Genomic DNA, 21796 nt, shown 5'->3' with positions numbered 1-21796 from the left:
TGACTATTGAGGGTACAGAGATGAGTAAATTTGATAATAACGACGCTGATGCGGTAAATCCGGCACTGACGCGCATGATCACTGAAGGCACACTGTCACGCCGCAGCCTGATGAAAATCCTCTCCGCGGGTGCGGTGATGAGCAGCGGCCTGATCGGTTTTTCCGGGGCAGCACAGGCGGATGATAAGCCCGTGAAGGGCGGTAAACTGCGCGCGGCGATGTCGAATGCGTCGGCCACCGACACACTCGACCCGGCCAAAAGTAACAACAGCGCCGACTATACCCGCCAGTTTATGTTTTACAGCGGCCTGACCGAGCTGGATAAAAATCTGATGGTGCAACCGGCCCTGGCGGAATCGGTGGAGTCGGGCGATGGCGTCACCTGGCATATTAAGCTGCGCAAGGGCGTGACCTTCCATGACGGCAAACCGCTGACCGCCAAAGATGTCATCTACTCACTCAGCCGCCACAAAGATCCGGCTATCGCCTCCATCGCTTTCAAGCTGGCCGACCAGTTCAAAACCTTCAGCGCGGTCAATGACAATGAGGTGCTGCTGGAGCTGAACAGCGCCAACTTCGATGTTCCTTACATGCTGGCCACGCCGCCGTTTTTAATCGTGCAGGATGGCACCAAAGATTTCAGCAAAGGGATCGGCACCGGGCCATTCATCTGCAAAGCCTTTATGCCCGGCGTGCGCGCCATCGGCACGAAAAATCCCAACTACTACAAGCCGGGCCTGCCGCACCTGGATGAGGTGGAGCTGATAGGCGTCACCGACGGTGCCGCGCGCGTCAATGCGCTGATGTCGGGCGATCTGCAGATCGTCGCGGCCATGACCGCCGCCGACTGCAAGCGCATCAAAGCCAGCAGCGACTTCGGCGTGCTGGAGAGCAAATCAGGGATGTACACCAACCTGATTATTCGCACCGACGTGAAGCCGGGAAGCAACGAAGATTTTGTGCTGGCGATGAAATATCTGCAGCCGCGCGAAATGCTGGTGAAAACGGTCCTGCAGGGCTACGGCGACGTCAGTAATGACACCCCGGTGCCACCGTGGCATCCGCTCTACAACGCCGACCTGAAACCGCGCCCGCTGGATGTGGAAAAGGCGAAATTCCACATCAAAAAAGCCGGGATGGCCGGGTCAACGGTGGAGATTGTGACCACGCCCAACATTGAAGGGGCGACCGAAGGCGGTCAGATGATCCAGCAGATTGCGCGCGGGGCCGGGCTCAACATCAAAGTGCGACGTGTGCCGTATGACGGCTACTGGTCGTCGCACTGGACTAAAGATCCCGTGGGATATGGCTCGATAAACCCGCGTCCGACGCTCGACATGCTCTTCTCACAGTTTTATCTCTCTACCGCGCCGAGCAACGAGTCGGGCTGGAAGAATCCGCAGTTTGACCAGCTGGTGGTGGCGGCACGGGGGGAACGCGATCAGGCGAAACGCAAGCAGATGTATGGCGACATGCAGACGCTGATCTATGACCACTGCGGCACCCTCATCCCGACCTTTATCAGCTCCACCGATGGCTACAGCAAAAAGGTCAAGGGGGTGGAAGCCTGGCCGTCGGGCATGATGATGGGGTATCGCTTCCATGAGTTTGCCTGGCTGACCGCCTGATCCGGAACCTGAGTAAGGAGAACGCCGATGAACCGATATATGCTGTTCCTGATTGCCCGGCGAACCGGTGCCGGCATCCTGACGTTGCTTATCGTCTCGGCGGTGGTGTTTTTCATCACCAGCCTGCTGCCGGGTGACGCGGCGCAGATGATCCTCGGGCAGAACGCCACGCCGGAGACGGTGGCGGCGTTACGGCAGCAGCTGGGGCTGGATCAGCCTTTGCTGATGCGTTACGTCCACTGGCTGACAGGCATGCTGCAGGGCGATTTCGGCACCTCGTTTGCCAGCCATCTGCCGGTCGCACAGCTGGTGGCCCAGCGCATTCCGGCGACGTTTGAACTGGCGGGCATTACCACGCTGATCTGCGTGCCGCTGGCGCTGCTCATCGGCATCATCGCGGCGATGAATCGCGGGTCACGGCTCGATCGGGCGCTGGTTATCGGCACTATGGCGACGGTCGCCGTCCCGGAGTTTCTGGTGGCGACGGTCGCGGTGCTGATTTTCGCGGTCAGGCTGCACTGGGTGTCGGCGATGTCGTTCGGCAGCCCGGACAGCGACCTGCTGAGTTACCTCAAAGCCTATGCGCTGCCGGTGCTGACGCTCTGCTGTGTGCTGGTGGCGCAGATGGCCCGGATGACGCGGGCGGCGATCATCAATCAGCTCGACAGCCCCTATCTGGAGATGGCGCGGCTGAAAGGGGTGTCACCGCTCAGAGCCGTGCTGCGTCACGCCCTGCCTAACGCGGTCGGCCCGATTGCCAACGCGATTTCACTCAGCCTCTCCTATCTGTTTGGCGGGGTGATCATCATCGAAACCATCTTCAGCTATCCCGGTCTGGCCAGTCAGCTGGTGGATGCCGTCAGCAACCGCGATCTGCCGGTGGTGCAGCTCTGTGTCATGCTGTTCGCCGCCTGCTATCTGGTGCTGCTGCTGCTGGCCGACATCCTGACTATCGCCTTTAACCCGAAATGGAGAAGCGCATGAATACTCTTCTGCTGCCCTGGCGTTTCTTACAGTCACTCTCCTGGTCTGGCCGGATGGGACTGCTGATCTCCCTGTTCTGGCTGCTGATGGCGCTGTTCGGCACCGCGCTGGCCCCGCACAGCATCGACGATATCGGCGGCGGGCCGCTGATGGGCGGGCTGACGGCGGACAACCTGCTGGGCACCGACTATCTTGGCCGCGACATGCTGAGCCGCATTCTCTATGGCGCGAAGTTCTCAATCGGCCTGGCGCTGAGCGCGGCGCTGCTGGCCAGCCTGGTCGGCACGCTGCTGGCGCTGCTGGCGGCGGTCACGGGACGCTGGCTGGAGGAGTTGCTGGGCCGCGTCAACGATGCGCTGCTGGTGCTGCCGGGAAAAGTGCTGTCGCTGATGATCGTCGCCGTCTTTGGCTCGTCGCTACCGATGCTGATCCTGACGGCGGTCTTTACCTACTGGCCGGGCGCATTCCGTATCGCCTTTGCCATGGCCAGCTCGCTGCGCAGCATGGACTACGTCCGCGCCTCACGGCTGCGGGGCGAAAGCCGCTGGCATATCGCCATTCACGACATATTGCCTAACATGGTGCACCCGATGCTGACCGACTTTGGCCTGCGCTTTGTTTACATCGTGCTGCTGCTCAGCGGCCTGAGCTTTCTCGGCCTGGGCGTGCAGCCACCCTATGCCGACTGGGGCACGCTGGTGCGTGAAAACATGCAGGGGCTGTTTGACGGCTCACCGGCGGTGCTGATGCCCGCGCTGGCCATTGCCAGCCTGACCATTGGCGCCAACCTGTTTATCGACAGCCTGCAGGCGATGCGTCCGCTGACGCTGGCGAAGGAGGGAGCATGAACGTGACACCCCATACGGCCATGCCGGTGATTTCGGTCGATAAACTGCGCGTCACCGCGCAGACCGATCGCGGCGAAGAGATTGACCTGGTTTCCGACATTCACTTTACCGTGCAGAAGGGCGAGGTGCTGGCGCTGATTGGCGAGTCCGGCTCGGGTAAAACCACCATCGCGATGGCCCTGATGGGCTACGCCCGCAGCGGCTGCCGGATTGCCGGGGGCAATATTCACGTCGCCGGCACCGACGTCAGCAGCCTGACGCCAGGCCAGCTGCGCGCCTTTCGCGGCAATAAAGTAGCTTATATCGCTCAGAGCGCCGCCGCGTCGTTTAATCCGGGCATGAAAATCCTCGATCAGGTGATTGAGCCGGTGGTCATTCACGGCACCCTGACCCGCAAAGCGGCGCGGGAAAAAGCGATTGGCCTGTTCCGTGAGCTGGCGTTGCCCAATCCGGAGAGCATCGGTGACCGCTATCCGCATCAGGTGTCAGGCGGTCAGCTGCAGCGTTTGATGACGGCGATGGCGCTGATTGGCGACCCGGACGTGGTGATTCTGGATGAACCCACCACCGCACTGGATGTGACTACCCAGGTTGAGGTGCTGAAAGCCTTTCGCCGGGTGGTGGTGCAGCGCGGCGTCACCGCCATTTACGTCAGTCACGATCTGGCCGTCGTGGCGCAGATGGCCGATCGGATTCTGGTGCTGCTGCGCGGCAAAATGGCGGAATATGGCACCACCGCACACCTGATTGGCGCGCCACAGGCGGAGTACACCCGCCTGCTGATGGATGCGGCGCGCCAGAAAGAGCGGCCCAGCAGCTGGTGTCCGGCGGCGGCCGATATTCAGCCGCTGCTGGAAGTGCGCGATCTCTGCGCCGGTTATGGCCCGCGCGACAGGGAGGGCCACCCGAAGGTGCGCATCCTGGAAGACGTCAACCTCAGGCTATGGAAAGGGCAGGCGATTGGCATTATCGGGGAGTCCGGCTCGGGCAAAACCACGCTGGCGCACGCCATCGCCGGGCTCAACGCCCCGAGTCACGGTCACATCCTGTTTAATGGTCACTATATCGCGGGCGATATGCAGAAACGCCCTGACAACGAGCTGCGACGCATTCAGTATGTGTTCCAGATGGCGGATACCGCCCTGAATCCGGCTCACAGCGTTGAGCGCATTCTGTCGCGTCCGCTGACGCTGTTTCATGGTCTGAGCGGTGCGGCCCGTCAGCAGCGGCTCAATCAGCTGCTGGATCTGGTGCAGTTGCCGCGCAGCGTGCTGGGACGGCGTCCCTGGGCGCTGTCGGGCGGCCAGAAGCAGCGCGTTAATCTGGCGCGCGCGCTGGCGGCTGAGCCCGATCTGATTCTGTGTGATGAGGTCACCTCGGCGCTGGACACCGTGGTGGCGGCCGCCGTGCTCGACCTCATCAGTGAACTGCGCCGGGAGCTGGGCCTCTCCGTGATCTTCATCAGCCACGACATGCATGCGGTGCGCGCCGTGTGCGACGAGATTGTGGTGATGAAAAGCGGGCGCATTGTGACCCAGCTGGCCCGCAGCGACTACGACAAGCCCACCAGCGAGCTCTACTTTGAGCGGCTGAAACGCGCTGTGCCGGAGCTGCGTCAGGGCTGGCTGGATGAGCATGAAGAGATTTTAAAAGCAGAGTAGGTGGCCGCTGGCGTCATGGCGTGCTCCTTTTCATTTACAACAGAGGTCGTTTTGTTATGCCTGCACCGATTCGTTATGTACAGGACAGTACGGACTTTCCCGACGCCGCCGATGTGGTGGTGATTGGCGCCGGTATTGCCGGGGCCGCCGCCACCTGGGAACTGGCGAAGCAGGGCGTTAAGGTTGTGCTGATCGAAAAAGGCCTGGTGGGGGCCGAGCAGTCGAGCCGCAACTGGGGCTGGTGTCGTCAGCAGAACCGCGATGAGCGGGAGCTGCCGCTGATCATCTATGCCCTGCAACGCTGGGGGGAGCTGAACGCGGAAACCGGCGAAGAGCTGGGATTCCGTCGCAGCGGGCTGGTTTACGCCACGCGGGAAGAGTCAGACATCGCCGCCTGGGATGCGTGGATCCAGATGGCTAAGGGGTATGGCGTCAACAGCTCGATTCTTACTGCTGAGCAGGCAAAAGCGATGACGCCCGGCAGTACCACCGCCTGGCGGGGCGGCCTCTCAGCGCCAACGGATGGCCATGCGGAACCCCGCCTGGCGGCACCGGGCCTGGTGGCGGGCGCGATGAAAAAAGGTGCGCTGCTGTTTCAGCAGTGTGCGGTGCGCGGGCTGGATATCGCCGCGGGTCAGGTCAGCGGCGTCTGGACCGAACGCGGGCTGATCAAAACCAGCCGGGTGATCTGTGCCGCCGGGGCCTGGACATCCATGTTCTGCCGTCGTCACGGCATCGATCTGCCGCTGGGCAATGTCATAGGCACGGCTTTCCGCACGCAGCCGATAGAGCAGGCGATTGCGATGCCGCTCTATACGCCGGGCTTCGCCTGCCGCCCGCAGATGGACGGCAGCTATACCGTCTCGGTGTCGGGGCGCGGACGGCTGGAGCCGGGTGCGCAGGGGCTGCGTTATGCCCGCCAGTTCTATCCGACATTTAAAAGCCGCCGCAAGAATCTCACCCTCAATCTTGGCCTGTCGCCCTTTTTCAAAGGCCCCGAAGCGATGGGGCGCTGGGCCTTTGATCGCCCGTCGCCGTTTGAGCGCGTGCGCATCCTCGATCCGGCGGCGGACAGCCGAATCGTGGAAGAGGGGCTGGCCGCGATGCGACGCGAATATCCGGCGCTGGCGAATCTCAGGCTGGCCCAGGCGTGGGGCGGTATGATCGACAGTACGCCGGACGCCATTCCGGTGATCTCCACCGTGGCGAAACTGCCGGGGCTGGTGCTCTCGGCGGGCTACAGCGCGCACGGTTTTGGCATCGGGCCGGGTGCCGGACGCCTGGCGGCCGATCTGGCGACCGGGGCCACCCCGATTGTCGACCCTGCCCCTTATCGCTACAGCCGTCTGGTTGACGGCAGCGGATTAGACACCCCAGGCATGATGTAAGGAGAACGCAATGAGCCTGACACTACGCGCAATGACGCCAGATGATATTGAACAGTGCTACCGCATGACGCAGGCGCTGAAGTGGCCCCACCGGCGCGAAGACTGGCAGCTGGCGCTGCAGCTGGGCGAAGGCACGGTGATTGAAGAGCAGGGCAGAGTGATTGGCAGCGCCGTGCTCTGGCGCTGGGGCGAACACGCCGCCACGCTGGGACTGGTGATTGTGGATAATCAGCAGCAGGGGCGGGGTCTCGGCAAACAGCTGATGCTGGCGCAGCTGGAAAAAGTCCCCGACGGCAACGTGCGGCTGCACGCCACCGAAATGGGCAAAGGGCTGTATGAAAAGCTCGGCTTTGTCAGCTGCGGCGAGATCCGCCAGCACCAGACCCGCGCACTGGCGTCACTGCCCGACGTGGTGATCCCGGCCGGGCTGCATCTGCGACCGGCGACCCCGGCGGATCACGCCGCGCTGGTGAAGCTGGATCAGCAGGCGCACGGCATGCATCGTCCGGCGCTGTTCGACCATCTGCTGGGCGACTGTGAGACCCTGCTGTTACAGGACGATCAGCAGCAGATTCAGGGGTTCGCCAGCCTGCGCCGCTTTGGGCACGGCTGGGCGATTGGGCCGGTGATCGCCGCAGAGCTGCCGGTGGCACAGGCGCTGGTGGCAACCCTGATGCAGCCACTGCAGGGCCAGTTTCTGCGCATTGATACCGACGCCAGCCTGCCGCTGGCCAGCTGGCTCAACACCCTCGGGCTGGATCAGGTGGATGCGCCGACCACGATGGTCCGGGGCACCCCCTGGACGCCGCAGGGGATGCAGGCCTTTGGCTTAATGACCCAGGCGATGGCCTGATGCATATCGTCTATAAATCGGAACCGGAGCGGGGACGGATCTGGCAGCGCTGGCTGGCGGAGCATGCCCCCGACATTCAGCTGCATATCTGGCCGGAGACCGGCGATCCGGCAGAGGTTGAGGCGCTGGTAGCCTGGCAGCCCCCCGCCGATATTCCGGCGCTGTTTCCCCGGCTGAAACTGCTGTTTTCTGTCGGCGCCGGCGCCGATCAGTTTGACTTCAGCGCGCTGCCGCCCGATCTGCCGGTCATACGAATGATTGAGCCGGGCCTGACGCAGGGCATGGTGGAATATGTCACTTTCGCGGTGCTCGGGCTGCATCGTGACATGCCACGCTATCTTCATCAGCAACGCCAGCAGCAGTGGCAGCCGCATCAGGTTAAGCCTGCGGCTCAGCGGCGGGTGGGCGTGATGGGGCTGGGCGAACTCGGTCAGGCTGCGCTGCAGCAGCTGGTCGCACTGGGTTTTGACTGCGCAGGCTGGAGCCGTACCCCGCGCCACGTGCCCGGCGTGCGCTGCTGGCACGGTGCCGGAGAGCTGGCGGACTTTCTGGCGCACAGCGAGATTCTGGTCTGTCTGCTGCCGCTGACCGACACCACCCAGGGTCTGCTTAATCACACCCTGTTTACGCAGATGCCGCAGGGTGCGGCACTGGTGCAGGCCGGGCGCGGTCAGCAGCTTAATCATGACGATCTGCTGCAGGCGCTGGCGAGCGGCCAGCTCCGCGCCGCCGTGATTGATGTCACCGACCCGGAGCCGTTACCGCCGGGCCACCCCTTCTGGCACCATCCCGCCGTGTGGCTGACGCCGCACATCGCCAGCCAGACACAGAATGAGAGCGCCATTGCGGCGCTGCTGGAGAACCTGCGCCGTTATCAGCGTGGTGAGCCGCTGCACGGTCTGGTCGACCGCTCACGAGGATATTGAGATGGAACATTTAGTGGCACTGCGCCGCGAACTGCATGCGCACCCGGAACTCGGTTTTCAGGAGCACCGCACCAGCGACAGGGTGGCGAACTTTCTGCAACAGCTGGGAATTGAGGTGCATCGTGGCATCGGCCAGACCGGCGTGGTCGGCATTTTGAAAAAGGGTAACAGCGAGCGGATGATTGGCCTGCGCGCCGATATGGATGCCCTGCCGATGCAGGATCAGAGCGGCACCGCCTGGCAGAGCAGCGTGACGCAGGTCAGTCACGCCTGCGGCCACGACGGTCACACCGTGATGCTGCTGGGGGCGGCAGAAAAACTGGCGCGCGACGTCAGTTTTGACGGCACCGTCTGCTTCATTTTCCAGCCCGCCGAAGAGGGGCTGGCGGGCGCGAAGGCGATGATCGACGAGGGGCTGTTCAGCCGCTTTCCCTGTGAGGCGGTCTACGCCATTCACAACTGGCCGGAACTGCCGCTGGGCCAGGTGCAGACCCGGCCCGGCCCGATCATGGCGGCGGCAGACCGCTTCGATATCCGGGTGCTGGGCGGGGGAGGCCATGCCGCTCAGCCCCACCTGACCCGCGATACCCTGCTGGCGACCAGCGAGCTGGTGGTTCAGCTGAATACCCTGGTCTCACGCGCGCTCGACCCCTGTGAAACGGCGCTGCTCACTGTGACCCGGATGGAGGGTGGCTTTTCCCACAACATGATCCCGGCGGAGGCGAACATCACCGGTACGGTGCGCACCTTCAGCCCGACGGCACAGGCGACGATTGAAGCGCGGCTGCGTCAGATGGCGGAACATGTCACCGCCGCGCACGGCCTGCATGCCGAGGTGCGCTATCTGCGCTACTACCCGGCAACCCTGAACAGCCCGGATGAGGCGCAGTTCTGCCTGCAGGCGCTGACACAGGCGGGCATCGCCGCTGAGATCGCGCCGCAGCCCGCGCTCACCTCCGAAGATTTCGCCTTTATGCTGCAGGCGCGGCCCGGTGCCTATCTCTGGCTGGGATCTGCGCCCTGCAGGCCGTTACATCACGCCGCCTACGACTTTAACGATGCGCTGATCCCGCATGGCGTTAACGTGTTTGTCACCCTGATTCGTCAGGCGCTGGCAGAGAAATTTCCCTGCTGAAAGCAGCGGGATTTTGACAGGAAATGCCGCTGCCTGCGGAATTACGGCAGCGTCGGAAACCAACAGGTTGCGATACTTGAGCCAACCGAACGTTACGTGGATGAGGGTTTAAAATGCAGAATGTCATGGCAGAGCAGCAAGCATACTCCGATAACAACCTGTTACTGGATGCACGTGAGCAGAACGTGCCGCGTGGCGTCGTCACCGCGCATCCGCTGGTGATCGAGCGCGCCAGAGGCAGTGAAGTATGGGACGTGGAGGGCAATCGCTATCTCGACTTTGTCGGCGGCATCGGCGTGCTCAATGTCGGTCACAACCACCCGGCGGTGGTCAACGCCGTGACCCGCCAGCTCGGTCTGGTCTCACACGCCTGTTTTCAGGTGGTGGCTTATCCGGGCTACATCGCGTTAGCGGAGCGGCTGAACCGGCTGGTAGGCGGAGACGAAGCCTACAAGAGCGTCTTTTTCACCAGCGGCGCCGAAGCGGTAGAAAACGCGGTGAAGATTGCCCGCGCCCACACGCAGCGCCCCGGCATCATCGCCTTTGACGGTGCATTTCATGGCCGCACCCTGCTGGGTGTCACCCTGACCGGCATGTCCGCCCCTTATAAACAGAACTTTGGCCCGTTCCCTGGCGAGATTTACCGGCTGCCTTTCCCCAATCCGCTGCACGGCATTACGGAGGCGGATTGCCTTAAGGCGCTGGAGCAGCTGTTCGCAGTGCAGATCCTGCCTGAGCGGGTGGCGGCGATCATTATCGAGCCGGTGCAGGGCGACGGGGGCTTCCTGCCTGCAGGCCCGGCCTTTATGCAGGCGCTGCGCCGCATTACCAGCCAGCACGGCATTCTGCTGATTTGTGATGAAGTGCAGTCCGGCTTCGGGCGAACCGGCACCATGTTCGCGTTCCAGCAGCTGGGCATTAAACCGGATTTGATCACGCTGGCGAAAAGCCTGGGCGGCGGCCTGCCGATTTCCGGTGTGGTGGGACGGGCGGAGATCATGGACGCGCCAGCGCCGGGCGGACTGGGCGGCACCTACGGCGGCAATGCGCTGGGGTGTGCGGCGGCGCTGGCGGTGCTGGATCTGTTTGAGCAGGAGAACCTGCTACAGCGTTCCTGCCAGCTCGGTGAACAGCTCAATGCCCGGCTGCGGCAGCTGGCGGATAAATATGCCTGCATCGGTGATGTGCGCGGCGTGGGCTTTATGCAGGCGGTAGAAATCCTCGATTTCGAAACCGGTCGCCCGGATGCGGCCCTGACGCAGAAGATCCTCGACAGCGCCTGTCAGGAAGGACTGCTGCTGATCAAGTGTGGTCTGCACCGTAACACGATCCGTTTCCTGGCCCCGCTGGTGACGACCGACTCCCAGCTGGAAGAGGCGCTGCATATCTTTGATATCGCGCTGGCGCGTGCCACAGGCCGTCTGGGTTAAACTGCGATTCCTCATTGATTTTATTGAAGTAATTTAAAAACCTCCTGCTGGTATAACCACTGCGAAGCGCTGGCGCATTTACCGTAAAGCGTGATATATCTTCCGGAGGTTCTGAACATTTGCTTAAGCGCCTGGCCCGTCAGGCCAGGTTATTGCAAGCCTGCAATAATGACGCCTGATGGGCCAGGCTCTGACAATGAGGGGTGCTATGAACGGCTTAATGAAACTCGACCGCATCGACATCAACATTCTGGTGCAACTCCAGAAAGATGGCCGTATCAGCAACGTTAACCTCGCCGACGCAGTAGGCCTTTCCCCCAGCCCCTGTCTGCAACGGGTCAAACGTCTGGAACAGGCTGGTTTTATTACCGGTTATGAAGCCCACATCAATCTCACCCGCATTACCGATTCTGTGACGGTCTTTACCGAAGTCACGCTGTCGGGCCATCGTCGCGAAGATTTTATGAAGTTTGAAACGGCGATGCGCAGTGTCGATGAGCTGATGGAGTGCCATCTGATCACCGGCGGCTACGACTATCTGCTGCGCTTTATTACCCGCAGCATTGAACATTACCAGGAAGTGATTGAGAAGATGCTGGATGCGCAGATCGGCATCGACAAATATTTCAGCTATATCGTGATTAAATCGCCCATCATGAAAAGCAGCGTGCCGTTGCGTTCACTTATCGACAAGCAGAATTCTGTCGAACTCGGGGCGTAGTGACCAGAGCCGGGGGCCGATCCTCTGCGCTTTTTACGGCAGAGGGTCACTACCGGCATGCACCGCACCCGGCGCAGACCGCGCTCCGGGGGCTGTGCAGACCTGCACACTTTACCCGGATTTTTCCCTTACCCGCCCGTTCACTCTGCATCATGCATCGGCCTGACTCCCCTCAGCATAAAATTTCTTCCCGGCGCAAAATTCAGTCGCTGCATCCGGTTTCAGGGCGCGCTTCAGCCTCACCCGATCAGCGAACCCCCTTAGACTGTTTTTAACCGTTATCAGGAGTTGTTATGAGCTCATTACTGATTGCTGACCAGCAGTGGCAGCGCGATGCGTTCACCGTCTCCACCGACCGTCAGCGGCTCGACCTGGCGTGGATACACCACCAGCTGGCGGAGAAGTCCTACTGGGCACAGGGTCAGCCGCGCGAGAAAACTCTGCGGGCGATCGCCGGTTCGCTGCCCTTTGGCCTCTATCACCAGCAGGCGCAGATTGGCTTCGCCCGTCTTATCACCGATTACACCCGCTTTGGCTGGCTGTGCGACGTCATCATTGACGAAAACTGGCGTGGACACGGACTGGGCAGCTGGCTGGCGACCTGCGTCCGTGATCATCCGGAGCTGCAAACGGTGCATCGCTGGATGCTGTCGACCCAGGATGCGCATCAGGTCTACCAGCGTCTCGGCTGGCGTGTGGTGCAACACCCCGGGACGCTGATGGAATTTCCCCCTCCCTGACTCAGGAGTTAACCCGAGATGCGATACCGCGTTGGCGTGGATATTGGCGGATCCTTTACCGATTTTGCCGTGCTCGATCAGCAAACGAACCAGATTCATACCCTGAAAGTCCTGTCGCGCCCGGATCAGCCCGGCAGTGAAATCACCACTGGGCTGGCGCAGTTTCAGCAGCGTCAGGGGATCGACCCCGCGGAGATTGGCTACTTTACCCACGGCACCACGGTCGGCATCAACGCGGTGATCCAGCGGCGTGGCGTGCGGCTGGCGCTGTTCGCCACCGAGGGCTTCTGCGATGTGCTGGAGCTGGCCCGGCTGAAAATTCCCCATATTCATGACCTCTTTTCGCGGCGTCCTGCACCGCTGATCTCGCGCGACCGGGTTTTTGCCATCCGTGAACGCATGGACGCGCAGGGCAGGGTACTCCAGCCGGTGGACCGCCAGAGCGTACTCGACGCTATCGCGCAGGCGCGCGCTGCGGGCTGCCAGGGCGTCGTAGTGTCCCTGCTGCACAGCTATCGCAACCGGCACAATGAAGCGGCCGTGAAAGCGATTATCAATGAGGAGGCACCCGAGCTGCTGACCTCCTGTTCTGCCGACATCTGGCCCATTATCCGCGAATATGAACGCACCATTACCGCGACCATCAACGCCTACGTGCAGCCGATGGTGATCCACTACCTTGAATCCTTTAAGCAGGCGCTGCAGCGGCTCGGCGTGCAGCCGCCGCCGCGCATCACCAAATCGAACGGTGGCGTCATGGGCGTCGACCAGGCGAAACGTGAATGTGTGCAGATGGTTCTCTCCGGCACCGCGTCCGGGGTCATCGGGGCCAGCTATCTCGCCAGCGCCTGTGGGTTCGGCAACATTCTCAGCCTCGATATCGGCGGCACCAGTGCAGACGTGGCGGTGATCATCGACGGCAACGTGGCGCAGGGCAACGGTGAAATCATCGGGGATTTCCCGATCTACATTCCCTCCGTTGCCGTTACCTCGGTGGGTCAGGGCGGCGGCTCGCTGGCGTGGATTGACGGGCAGGGCGTGCTGCAGATGGGCCCGGACAGTGCCGGATCGCTGCCGGGCCCGGTCTGCTTCGGGCGCGGCGGCACGCAGCCGACCGCCACCGACGCCTTTGCCGCCTGCGGCATGATGGGGCACGGCGCGCTGGGCTATAACGCTGTCGCCGTCGATGTCGCGGCTGCCTGTGCCGCCTGGCAGCCGCTGGCCGATGCCCTCGGTCTGACGGTGCAGGAGACCGCGCAAAACGCCATTGAGCTGGCCATCTCCGGTATGTACAGCGACACCAGCGGCCTGCTGTCACGGTTTGGCCTCGATCCGCGGGAATTCTGGTTCCTCGCCTTTGGCGGTGCCGGGCCGATGATGGGCTGTTTCCTGGCCCGTGAACTCAACCTGAAAGGGGTGATTGTGCCGCCGACGCCCGGGGTGCTGTCGGCGCTGGGCGGGTTGGTGGCTGACATCCGTAATGACTTTATCCGCACCCTCTACAGCGATCTGACTCCCGCCCTGGCCGACACCCTGGCCACGGAAGCGCAGGCATTGCAGCAGCGCGCCTGCGACTGGCTGGCTGAGGAGCACGGCAGCGCGATGCCTTACAGTCTGCAGTTCAGCGCCGATATGCGCTATCAGGGACAGTCGTTTGAGATCGACGTGCCGCTGGAGCCAGGCTGGCTGACGCAGGCCGATTTTACGGCGCTGCATGACGCTTTCGATCGCCAGCATCAGCAGCTGTTTGGTCACTGTGATCCGCAGGCCCCGGTGCAGCTGATTAACCTGAGGCTGGTGATCACCTCACCGACGCCGAAACCGGTTATTGCCCCGCTGGCCCCGGCGACAGAACCGGTGCCGGTGCTGAAGCAGACGGAAGCGTGGATTGACGGGGCCTGGCATCAGGTTGATGTGGTGCTGCGGTCCGGGCTGCGCGCCGGCCATCAGCTCAGCGGCCCGGCCATCATTGCTCAGGATGACTGTACCACCTGTGTGCCGCCCGGCATGGGCGTCACGGTCGACACTTTTGGCAACCTGCTGATTACGGCGAACGAGGCATAACATGGCGATTGACGGACGTAACTTACAGATCCTGGCGAACTACTGCGCTGCCGCCGCCGATGCGATGGCCTTTACGCTGATGCGCACTGCGCACTCCACCTTCGTTAAGGAGACGGAAGATTTCTCCTGCCAGATTGTCAGCCGCAGCGGGCTGGCGTTTGCCTCACCCCGCAGTTTTGGTGCGCCCTGGTACAGCGGCATCGACTATGCGCCGGTGCTGGCGCTGATAGAGGAGTACGCCGAGGGGGATATCTGCATCACCAACGACGCCTACGCCGGAAACGTCGCGACCCACTCCCCCGACATCCACATCTGGAAACCGGTGTTCCACCAGGGCGAGATTGTCTGTTTCGTGGTGGGACATATTCACAACACCGATGTCGGCGGGGCCGTGCCCGCCTCGCTGTCGCGTTCGCTGACCGACATTGTGCAGGAGGGGATTCGCATCCCGCCGCTGAAGATCATGCGACAGGGTCAGCTCAACGAAGAGGTCGCCAGCATCATGCGGCTCAACGTGCGGGTGCCGGACCAGAACTGGGGTGACTTCAAGGCACAGCTGGCCTCGGTCAACGTGGGCGAGCGGAAAATTCACGACATTATTGCCCGCTTTGGCATCGACGATTTCCTGCAGGGCATTGAAGGCATTCTGGATTACGCCGAGGCGCAGGCGCGCACGATCATCGCAACCATTCCCGACGGTGAATACTTTTATGCCGACTACGCCGATGAGGATGGCGAGGGTGGCTATCCCTGCCGCATCGCCGTCACGCTGCGGGTGCAGGGCGACCGGCTGGAGCTGGATTACACCGGCAGCGACCCGCAGCTGGCCTCGTCGCTGAACATGCCCACCGGCGGACGGGAGCGACATCCGCTGGCGCTGGTCGGCGTCACCTATGTACTCTCCACGCTGGATCGCTCCCTGTTGCTTAACGCGGGCACGCTACGGCCCACCCGCGCCATTCTGCCGCCAGGCACGGTCATGAACTGCGAGGCGCCCGCTGCGGTAGGCATGCGCTCGCTGACCTGTGCGCTGTCGCAGATTGCCACCGTCGGCGTCTTCTCACTGGCGATGCCCGATCGTCTGCCCGCCAACTCGCCCGGCGGCAACTCGATCATGAATATCCGCACCCAGACGCACAACCGCAGCGTGGTGGCTTCGCTGGGCCCGGTGGGCGGCGGTGCAGGCGGCACCCCGCGTCACGATGGCCCTGACGGCTCCGGCGGTCTTTCCGCCTTCCTGAAAAACACCCCGATTGAGATTAACGAGGCGGAAGTCCCCATCCGTTTTCACCGCTACGGCCTGGCGCAGGACAGCGCCGGGGCGGGTCTCTATCGCGGCGGCCTGGCAACAGAGATGGCGTTCGAGATCTTCTCGCCCAACACCACGATTACCGCGCGCAACCGCAACCGCTCGGTCTTCGCCTCGGCGGGGGTGGTGGGCGGACAAAGCGGGGCACTCTCCCACTTCCAGACCCGGCGCAACGGCGAGGTCATCCCGCACGGCAACACCGATGTGATCCACTGCCAGCCGGGGGATGTGGTCGAAGTCCGCGGGCCGGGTGCCGGGGGCTACGGGCTGCCGTCACAGCGCGATGCGGAGGCGGTCCTGCAGGATGTGCGCTGCGGTTACCTCAGCCTCGACGCCGCCAGGGCGCAGTATGGCGTGGTGGTGGTGAATAACCGCGTGGATCGGGTCGCGACTGAGCAACTGCGTGCTGCCATGCCGCAGCGGGTCACGCACCATTTTGAGCATGGCGAGGCGCGTCAGCGCTTTGAAAAACGCTGGACACCGCAGCGCTATCAGTCACTGACCACCTTTCTTGCCGCCGCGCCGGTCAGCTGGCGTCACTTCCTGAAAACCCAGGTTTTCCGGGCGGTCGCAGAGGCAGGCGAAACGGCGGACATGGCGCAGATATTCAGTGATTTGCGTCAGCGCTACCCGGCTATGGCGAACAATTAACGGCGATGGCGCATCGTCGACTACGCTTTAAGTCTGCATGGACTACAAGGGGAACCGCGACGATGAGCATGAAAACCAGTGATTTTTTTGTCCAGCGCCTGAAAGAGTGGGGTGTGAGCCGCATTTACGGCTATCCGGGGGACGGGATTAATGGCGTGCTGGGGGCCATCCAACGCGCGAACGCCAAAGGGGACGGCATCGAATTTATTCAGGTGCGTCACGAAGAGATGGCCGCTTTTATGGCGGCCGGTCACGCGAAATTCACCGGTGAGCTGGGTGTCTGCCTCTCAACCGGCGGGCCGGGTGCGACCCATCTGCTGACCGGGCTCTATGACGCAAAAATGGATCATGCGCCGGTGCTGGCGATTGCCGGACAGGCGGAAGCGACCGCGCGCGGGGCCAGTTATCAGCAGGAGATGAACCTGGACCGCATCTTCTCGGATGTGGCGAACTTCGTTCAGGAAGCCGCCACCCCGGCGCAGGTGCGTCACCTGCTTGATCGTGGCGTGCGGATTGCCAAAGCGCAGAATGGCGTGGCGGTGGTGATCCTGCCGAAAGACATTCAGGATGAAGCCTGGCAGCCGCCGCAGCATCTGCACGGCTTCACCCACTCCGGCAGTGGCTATCAGCGGCCGAAAGTGATCCCCTATGAGGAGGATCTGCAACGCGCCGCTGAGGTGCTCAACGCCGGTAAAAAAGTGGCGATTCTGATTGGGGCAGGCGCACGCAACGCCGCTGTCGAGGTGGTGCAGGTCGCCAATGTGCTGGGGGCTGGTGTGGCAAAAGCGCTGCTGGGCAAAGATGTGCTGCCGGACGATGCGCCCTTTGTAACCGGCTCGATTGGCCTGCTCGGCACCAAACCCTCATCCGATTTAATGCAGAACTGCGACACCCTGCTGATGATCGGCAGCGGCTTCCCCTGGACCGAGTTTCTGCCGGAGGAGGGCAAGGCGCGAGCGGTGCAGATCGATATCGATCCCGCCATGCTCGGCCTGCGCTACCCCAGCGAAGTGAATCTGCACGGCGATGCGGCAGAAACCCTGCGCGCGCTGTTGCCGCTGCTGGAGCACAAAGAGGATCGCAGCTGGCAGGAAGGGATTGCGGTTCAGGTGCGTGACTGGTGGACGCTGATGGAGGAGCGCGCGATGGCACCGGCGAACCCGGTCAATCCGCAGCGGGTGGTGTGGGAGATGTCCCCGCAGCTGCCGGACAACGCCATTGTTACCTCTGACTCCGGTTCCTGTGCCAACTGGTTTGCCCGCGACTATCGCGTCAAACAGGGGCAGCGGGCCTCGCTCTCCGGCGGGCTGGCCTGCATGGGCGCAGCGGTGCCTTACGCCATTGCAGCGAAATTTGCGCACCCGGATAAACCGGTGGTGGCGCTGGTGGGTGACGGCGCCATGCAGATGAACAACATGGCTGAACTGATCACCATCCAGAAATACTGGCAACAGTGGGCCGATCCGCGCCTGATCGTCTGCGTGTTTAACAACGAAGATCTCAACCAGGTGACCTGGGAGCAGCGCGTAATGGAGGGTAACCCCCGCTTTGACGCCTCGCAGCAGGTGCCGGACGTGAAGTACGCGGAATTTGCCCGCTCGCTGGGCATGGTCGGGCTTTTCGTGGATAACCCTGACGACCTCGCAGGGGCCTGGCAGCAGGCGCTCAGCGCCGATCGCCCGGTGCTGCTGGAGGTGAAAACCGATCCGGAAGTGGCGCCGTTACCGCCGCATATCACCTTTAAACAGGCAAAAGCCTTTATGGCCTCCATGGCGAAGGGCGATCGCGGCGCAGCGCAGATCATCAGCGACACCGCCAGCCAGCTGTTCCATAAAAGCACGAAGGGCTAAGCCAGGCGACGGCGCCTCGCTAGCCTTACCTCTCTCTCCCCGGATACGTTCGTATCCGGGTCTTATCGCTTCATCAAACGCAACAGGAGTCCTACTATGGCGGCTCAATCAGGCCCAGTCTGGTTTATATCGGGATGCTCGACCGGTTTTGGTCGGGAACTGGCGCAGCAGACTATCGCGCGAGGTTTTAACGTGGTGGTGACGGCCCGGAACCTGTCGGCCGTGGCCGATCTGGTAGAGGGGCATGATAATGCGCTGGCGGTCGCGCTGGATGTCACGCAGCAGGCGAGCATCGATCAGGCGGTGCAGGCGGCCATCGGTGCGTTCGGAACGATTGACGTGCTGGTGAACAACGCCGGTTATGGCTATCAGAGTTCGATTGAAGAGGGGGTGGAGAGCGAAATCCGCGCCCAGTTTGACGCTAACGTCTTCGGTCTGTTTGCCCTGACGCGCGCCGTGCTGCCCGCGATGCGCCACGCGCGCAGGGGGCACGTTATCAACATTACCTCGGTGGCCGGATTGATCGGCTTTGCCAGCTCAGGCTATTACGCCGCCAGCAAACATGCGGTGGAGGGCTGGTCCGATGCGCTGGCCCAGGAGGCCGGGCCGCTGGGCATTCATGTCACCTGCGTCGAGCCAGGCCCGTTCCGCACCGACTGGGCCGGACGCTCGCTGCATCAGACGCCAAGCACGTTGCCGGACTATGCAGAGACCGCCGCCGCGCGAATGAAAGCCACTGCCGACTACAGCGGCACGCAGAAGGGCGATCCGGCGCGCGCCGCCGCAGCGATGATCGCGATTACTGAACATGATCATCCGCCCCGGCATCTGGTGATGGGAGCCTGGGGCCATGACGCCGTGACCAGCAAACTCAAAGAGCGGCTGGCGGAGATTGAGGCGTGGAAACAGACATCGGTGGAGACCGATTTTCCGGAATCGCAGTGAGTTGCAGGTGGCATGAAGCCGCCGCGGTTTAACCAGAAGCGGTTAAAAACAGGAAAGGCCCGTATATGGGCCTTTAAGCGCTAATCGGGGATGTTAGCTTCCTGCCTTTCGCGCGCGTTCAGTTCTTTTAGCTTACCAGGCACGCCAGACCATCCAACACCTCTCTGCCAGACCATTCACCTGTCACGCCCCCTTATCGCGCAGCCCTGCGCCATCATCGTGCTGAAAAAATAAACAGGCGCGCCCGTCCGCCACCATAAGAATTCGATCTTGTATCCCAGGCCGTATTCCATCTGGCATCCCTGCTTCAGAGCGCCCGGCCTGGTGTCAGCTGGCACGGTTCATGCACTACCTGACGGGTACAATTCTGGCGAGGTAATCCATGTTTGACTCCTTATTAGACGAAGATGCCACCACGATGGCCGCACTTATCCGCAGCGCGGAGGTGTCAGCCTGCGAGCTGACCGGGGCCGCACTGGAGCGACTGGCGGAACGGGAACCGGCAATACAGGCCTTTTGTACCCCCACGCCCGACCTGGCGATGGCGCAGGCCAGGGCGCTGGATGCCCGCCGCGCTCGCGGAGAGACGCTGGGCGCGCTGGCGGGGGTGCCGCTGGCGGTGAAGGATTTGATCTGCACGGCCAGTGTCAGAACCACCTCCGGTTCGGCGGCTTACCGGGATTTCGTGCCGGAAGAGGATGACATCACGGTGGAACGCCTGCTGGCCGCCGATGCCATTCTGCTGGGTAAAACCACCGCACCGGAGTTTGGCTACAGCGCGGTCGGGCATAATCCGCTGTTTCCGTCGCCGCGTAATCCCTGGGATCCTGAGATGACGCCCGGCGGCTCCAGTGCCGGCTCCGGTGCGGCCGTTGCGGCGCGGCTCTGCCCGATTGCGCTGGGCAGTGATGGGGGTGGATCGGTTCGCATCCCGGCGGCGCACTGCGGCATCTTTGGTTTCAAGGCGTCGATGGGGCGGGTGCCGCTCTGGCCCGGCTGCCGCGATGAACGTTATCCCGGCGTGTCGAGCTGGGAGTCGCTGGAGCACATCGGCCCGATGACGCGCAGCGTGCGCGATGCCGCCCTGATGATGTCACTGATGGCGGGCCCGGACATGCGGGATCGTCACTCCATCCCCTGCAGCGACGTTGACTGGATGGGCGCGCTCCGGCAGCCAGCCAGCAAACTGCGCATCGCGTTCAGCGCAGACCTGGGTTATGTCGCGGTGGACCCGGAAGTGCGGGCGGTGGTCAGTGCGGCCGTGCAGCGCTTTGCCGCTGAAACCGGCGCGGAACTGGAGCTGGCCGATCCTGGCTTCAGCGATCCGGCTGCCGCTTTCGGTGCGCTGGTGGCGATGGAGAGCGATCTTACCGGCATGCGTCAGATGATGGCGGAGCAGGGCAGCGCCATGTCACCCCATCTGATCGCCATGCTGCAGCGTGAGTGGCGGGCGGAAAACTTCACTGACGCTATCGCGGTGCGCAAAGCGGTCAGCAACAGCCTGTGGCGCTTTATGCAGCGTTACGACCTGCTGATCACTCCGACGCTGGCGGTGCCGCCGTTTCCGCTGGGAAGCCAGGGGCCGGAAATCATTGCGGGGCGGATGGTCCGCAGCGACCACTGGCTCTCATTCTGCTACCCGTTCAACTTCACCGGTCAGCCCGCGGCGTCGGTGCCCGCCGGTTTTACCGCCCGCGGCCTGCCCGTGGGTCTCCAGATTGTCGGACGGCATCTTGATGATGCCTTAGTGCTGGCTGCCAGTGCCGCTTTCGAGCGCATTCAGCCGTGGAATCACCTTCAACCGGGAATCACACAATGAAAACATCGTCTTCACCTGCGCTGGAGCAGGAGTTTGAACACCAGCCGGTGCCAGTGTCGCATCGTCACTCCACCCGCTCGGTCTCGGCAGTCTGGTTCGGTTTTCCGATGATCCTCACCAATGCCTTATTTGGCGGCATCATCACCTGGCATCTGGGCTTCTGGCCTGCACTGATCGCCATTCTGCTGGGGAATCTGGTGCTGTTTGCCTATGTCGGCGCGCTGAGCTGGTTCGCCGGCAACAGCGGCATGAATTTCGCCCTGCAGGCCCGGCGCACCTTTGGCAGCAAAGGTTATATCCTGGTCTCCGGTTTTCTCTCGACGGTGGTGATCGGCTGGTATGCCTTTCAGACCGGTCTCACCGGCACGGTGATTAATCAGACCTTTGGCTGGAACGCGCTGGCGGTGACGGCCTTTGCCATGCTGCTCTACACCGGCATCACCTTTCTGGGCGTGCGGGCGCTGTCGGTGCTGGGAATGATCGCCGCGCCGCTGTTTGTGGTGCTCGGCATCGTGGCGCTGTGGCTGATAGGGCGGGATCATGATTTCGCCGTCGTCACGCAGTGGCAGGGCAGCGCCAGCGCGGCGGGTGCCATGAGTATGGGCACCGCGGTCACGATGGTGGTCGCCGGTTTCGCCGACTCCGGCACCATGACGGCGGATTTTACCCGCTGGTCGAAGAATGGCCGCTCGGCGGTGATCGCGGCTTTTTCCGCTTTCCCGGTTGCCAACGTGATCTCCTACCTCTTCGGCGTAGTGATTGTGGCGGTAGGCGCGGCGGTTGACCCGCTGACCAACGGCGGAAACTTCCTGCCGATGCTGATGGGCCACAGCGCATTTCTCTC

At 62.5% G+C, this 21796-nt stretch carries 17 protein-coding genes; all 17 read left to right on the top strand.

Features of this window, described 5'->3' with window-relative positions; genetic code table 11:
* Positions 1-20: 20 nt before the first annotated feature.
* Positions 21-1628: an ABC transporter substrate-binding protein gene (locus HFD97_RS21285; RefSeq protein WP_167431492.1), complete on the top strand. Its 1608-nt coding sequence runs from the start codon at positions 21-23 to the stop codon at positions 1626-1628.
* Between the two features lie 27 nt (positions 1629-1655).
* Entirely contained in the window at positions 1656-2612 is a 957-nt protein-coding gene (locus HFD97_RS21280) for an ABC transporter permease (RefSeq protein WP_046102143.1), read from the top strand.
* Positions 2609-3460: an ABC transporter permease gene (locus HFD97_RS21275; protein ID WP_009089410.1), complete on the top strand. Its 852-nt coding sequence runs from the start codon at positions 2609-2611 to the stop codon at positions 3458-3460. Before HFD97_RS21280 ends, HFD97_RS21275 begins: the two co-directional genes overlap by 4 nt.
* Positions 3457-5121: an ABC transporter ATP-binding protein gene (locus HFD97_RS21270; protein WP_009089411.1), complete on the top strand. Its 1665-nt coding sequence runs from the start codon at positions 3457-3459 to the stop codon at positions 5119-5121. Before HFD97_RS21275 ends, HFD97_RS21270 begins: the two co-directional genes overlap by 4 nt.
* Positions 5122-5177: 56 nt before the next feature.
* Positions 5178-6509, top strand: a complete 1332-nt coding sequence (locus tag HFD97_RS21265; protein WP_046102142.1) for an FAD-binding oxidoreductase — start codon at positions 5178-5180, stop codon at positions 6507-6509.
* 10 nt (positions 6510-6519) lie between these two features.
* The gene (locus HFD97_RS21260) at positions 6520-7362 is read left to right on the top strand and encodes a GNAT family N-acetyltransferase (protein ID WP_140028938.1); all 843 of its coding nucleotides are present in this window, start codon (positions 6520-6522) and stop codon (positions 7360-7362) included.
* Positions 7362-8288 (top strand): glyoxylate/hydroxypyruvate reductase A, encoded by a 927-nt coding sequence (locus tag HFD97_RS21255; RefSeq protein ID WP_140925541.1) that lies wholly within the window; start codon positions 7362-7364, stop codon positions 8286-8288. Before HFD97_RS21260 ends, HFD97_RS21255 begins: the two co-directional genes overlap by 1 nt.
* 1 nt (position 8289) lies before the next feature.
* The gene (locus HFD97_RS21250) at positions 8290-9423 is read left to right on the top strand and encodes a M20 aminoacylase family protein (RefSeq protein ID WP_167431493.1); all 1134 of its coding nucleotides are present in this window, start codon (positions 8290-8292) and stop codon (positions 9421-9423) included.
* Between the two features lie 113 nt (positions 9424-9536).
* Entirely contained in the window at positions 9537-10853 is a 1317-nt protein-coding gene (gabT, locus tag HFD97_RS21245) for a 4-aminobutyrate--2-oxoglutarate transaminase (RefSeq protein WP_009089421.1), read from the top strand.
* A gap of 208 nt (positions 10854-11061) precedes the next feature.
* Positions 11062-11574, top strand: a complete 513-nt coding sequence (locus tag HFD97_RS21240; protein WP_009089422.1) for an Lrp/AsnC family transcriptional regulator — start codon at positions 11062-11064, stop codon at positions 11572-11574.
* Between the two features lie 293 nt (positions 11575-11867).
* Positions 11868-12314: a GNAT family N-acetyltransferase gene (locus tag HFD97_RS21235; RefSeq protein WP_009089424.1), complete on the top strand. Its 447-nt coding sequence runs from the start codon at positions 11868-11870 to the stop codon at positions 12312-12314.
* 18 nt (positions 12315-12332) lie between these two features.
* Positions 12333-14378, top strand: coding sequence for a hydantoinase/oxoprolinase family protein (locus HFD97_RS21230; RefSeq protein ID WP_167431494.1), 2046 nt, complete (start codon positions 12333-12335; stop codon positions 14376-14378).
* A 1-nt stretch (position 14379) separates the two neighbouring features.
* Positions 14380-16338 (top strand): hydantoinase B/oxoprolinase family protein, encoded by a 1959-nt coding sequence (locus tag HFD97_RS21225; protein ID WP_167431495.1) that lies wholly within the window; start codon positions 14380-14382, stop codon positions 16336-16338.
* A 62-nt stretch (positions 16339-16400) separates the two neighbouring features.
* A complete protein-coding gene (locus HFD97_RS21220) occupies positions 16401-18188 on the top strand; it encodes a thiamine pyrophosphate-requiring protein (protein ID WP_167431496.1) in 1788 nt (595 codons plus the stop codon).
* A gap of 96 nt (positions 18189-18284) precedes the next feature.
* Positions 18285-19133 carry an oxidoreductase gene (locus tag HFD97_RS21215; RefSeq protein ID WP_167431497.1) on the top strand — a complete coding sequence of 283 codons (849 nt, stop codon included), beginning with the start codon at positions 18285-18287 and terminating at the stop codon, positions 19131-19133.
* A gap of 382 nt (positions 19134-19515) precedes the next feature.
* On the top strand, positions 19516-20952 hold the full coding sequence (locus HFD97_RS21210; RefSeq protein WP_167431498.1) for an amidase: 1437 nt from the start codon (positions 19516-19518) through the stop codon (positions 20950-20952).
* Positions 20949-21796 (top strand): cytosine permease (locus HFD97_RS21205; RefSeq protein WP_185155369.1); only part of this gene is annotated, 848 nt, incomplete at its 3' end. The genes HFD97_RS21210 and HFD97_RS21205, both read left to right, overlap by 4 nt.

The organism is Pantoea sp. EKM103V, assembly GCF_011800365.1.
Lineage (GTDB): Bacteria > Pseudomonadota > Gammaproteobacteria > Enterobacterales > Enterobacteriaceae > Pantoea > Pantoea anthophila.
This window is presented reverse-complemented; position numbering and strand designations above follow the sequence as displayed.

Bases quoted from the DNA above. Each gene is read 5' to 3' on its own strand.
- HFD97_RS21215 (WP_167431497.1), top strand. From the start codon at position 18,285: ATGGCGGCTCAATCAGGCCCAGTCTGGTTTATATCGGGATGCTCGACC.
- HFD97_RS21250 (WP_167431493.1), top strand. From the start codon at position 8,290: ATGGAACATTTAGTGGCACTGCGCCGCGAACTGCATGCGCACCCGGAA.
- HFD97_RS21240 (WP_009089422.1), top strand. From the start codon at position 11,062: ATGAACGGCTTAATGAAACTCGACCGCATCGACATCAACATTCTGGTG.
- HFD97_RS21255 (WP_140925541.1), top strand. From the start codon at position 7,362: ATGCATATCGTCTATAAATCGGAACCGGAGCGGGGACGGATCTGGCAG.
- gabT (WP_009089421.1), top strand. From the start codon at position 9,537: ATGCAGAATGTCATGGCAGAGCAGCAAGCATACTCCGATAACAACCTG.
- HFD97_RS21260 (WP_140028938.1), top strand. From the start codon at position 6,520: ATGAGCCTGACACTACGCGCAATGACGCCAGATGATATTGAACAGTGC.
- HFD97_RS21230 (WP_167431494.1), top strand. From the start codon at position 12,333: ATGCGATACCGCGTTGGCGTGGATATTGGCGGATCCTTTACCGATTTT.
- HFD97_RS21280 (WP_046102143.1), top strand. From the start codon at position 1,656: ATGAACCGATATATGCTGTTCCTGATTGCCCGGCGAACCGGTGCCGGC.
- HFD97_RS21225 (WP_167431495.1), top strand. From the start codon at position 14,380: ATGGCGATTGACGGACGTAACTTACAGATCCTGGCGAACTACTGCGCT.
- HFD97_RS21235 (WP_009089424.1), top strand. From the start codon at position 11,868: ATGAGCTCATTACTGATTGCTGACCAGCAGTGGCAGCGCGATGCGTTC.
- HFD97_RS21270 (WP_009089411.1), top strand. From the start codon at position 3,457: ATGAACGTGACACCCCATACGGCCATGCCGGTGATTTCGGTCGATAAA.
- HFD97_RS21210 (WP_167431498.1), top strand. From the start codon at position 19,516: ATGTTTGACTCCTTATTAGACGAAGATGCCACCACGATGGCCGCACTT.
- HFD97_RS21220 (WP_167431496.1), top strand. From the start codon at position 16,401: ATGAGCATGAAAACCAGTGATTTTTTTGTCCAGCGCCTGAAAGAGTGG.
- HFD97_RS21275 (WP_009089410.1), top strand. From the start codon at position 2,609: ATGAATACTCTTCTGCTGCCCTGGCGTTTCTTACAGTCACTCTCCTGG.
- HFD97_RS21265 (WP_046102142.1), top strand. From the start codon at position 5,178: ATGCCTGCACCGATTCGTTATGTACAGGACAGTACGGACTTTCCCGAC.
- HFD97_RS21285 (WP_167431492.1), top strand. From the start codon at position 21: ATGAGTAAATTTGATAATAACGACGCTGATGCGGTAAATCCGGCACTG.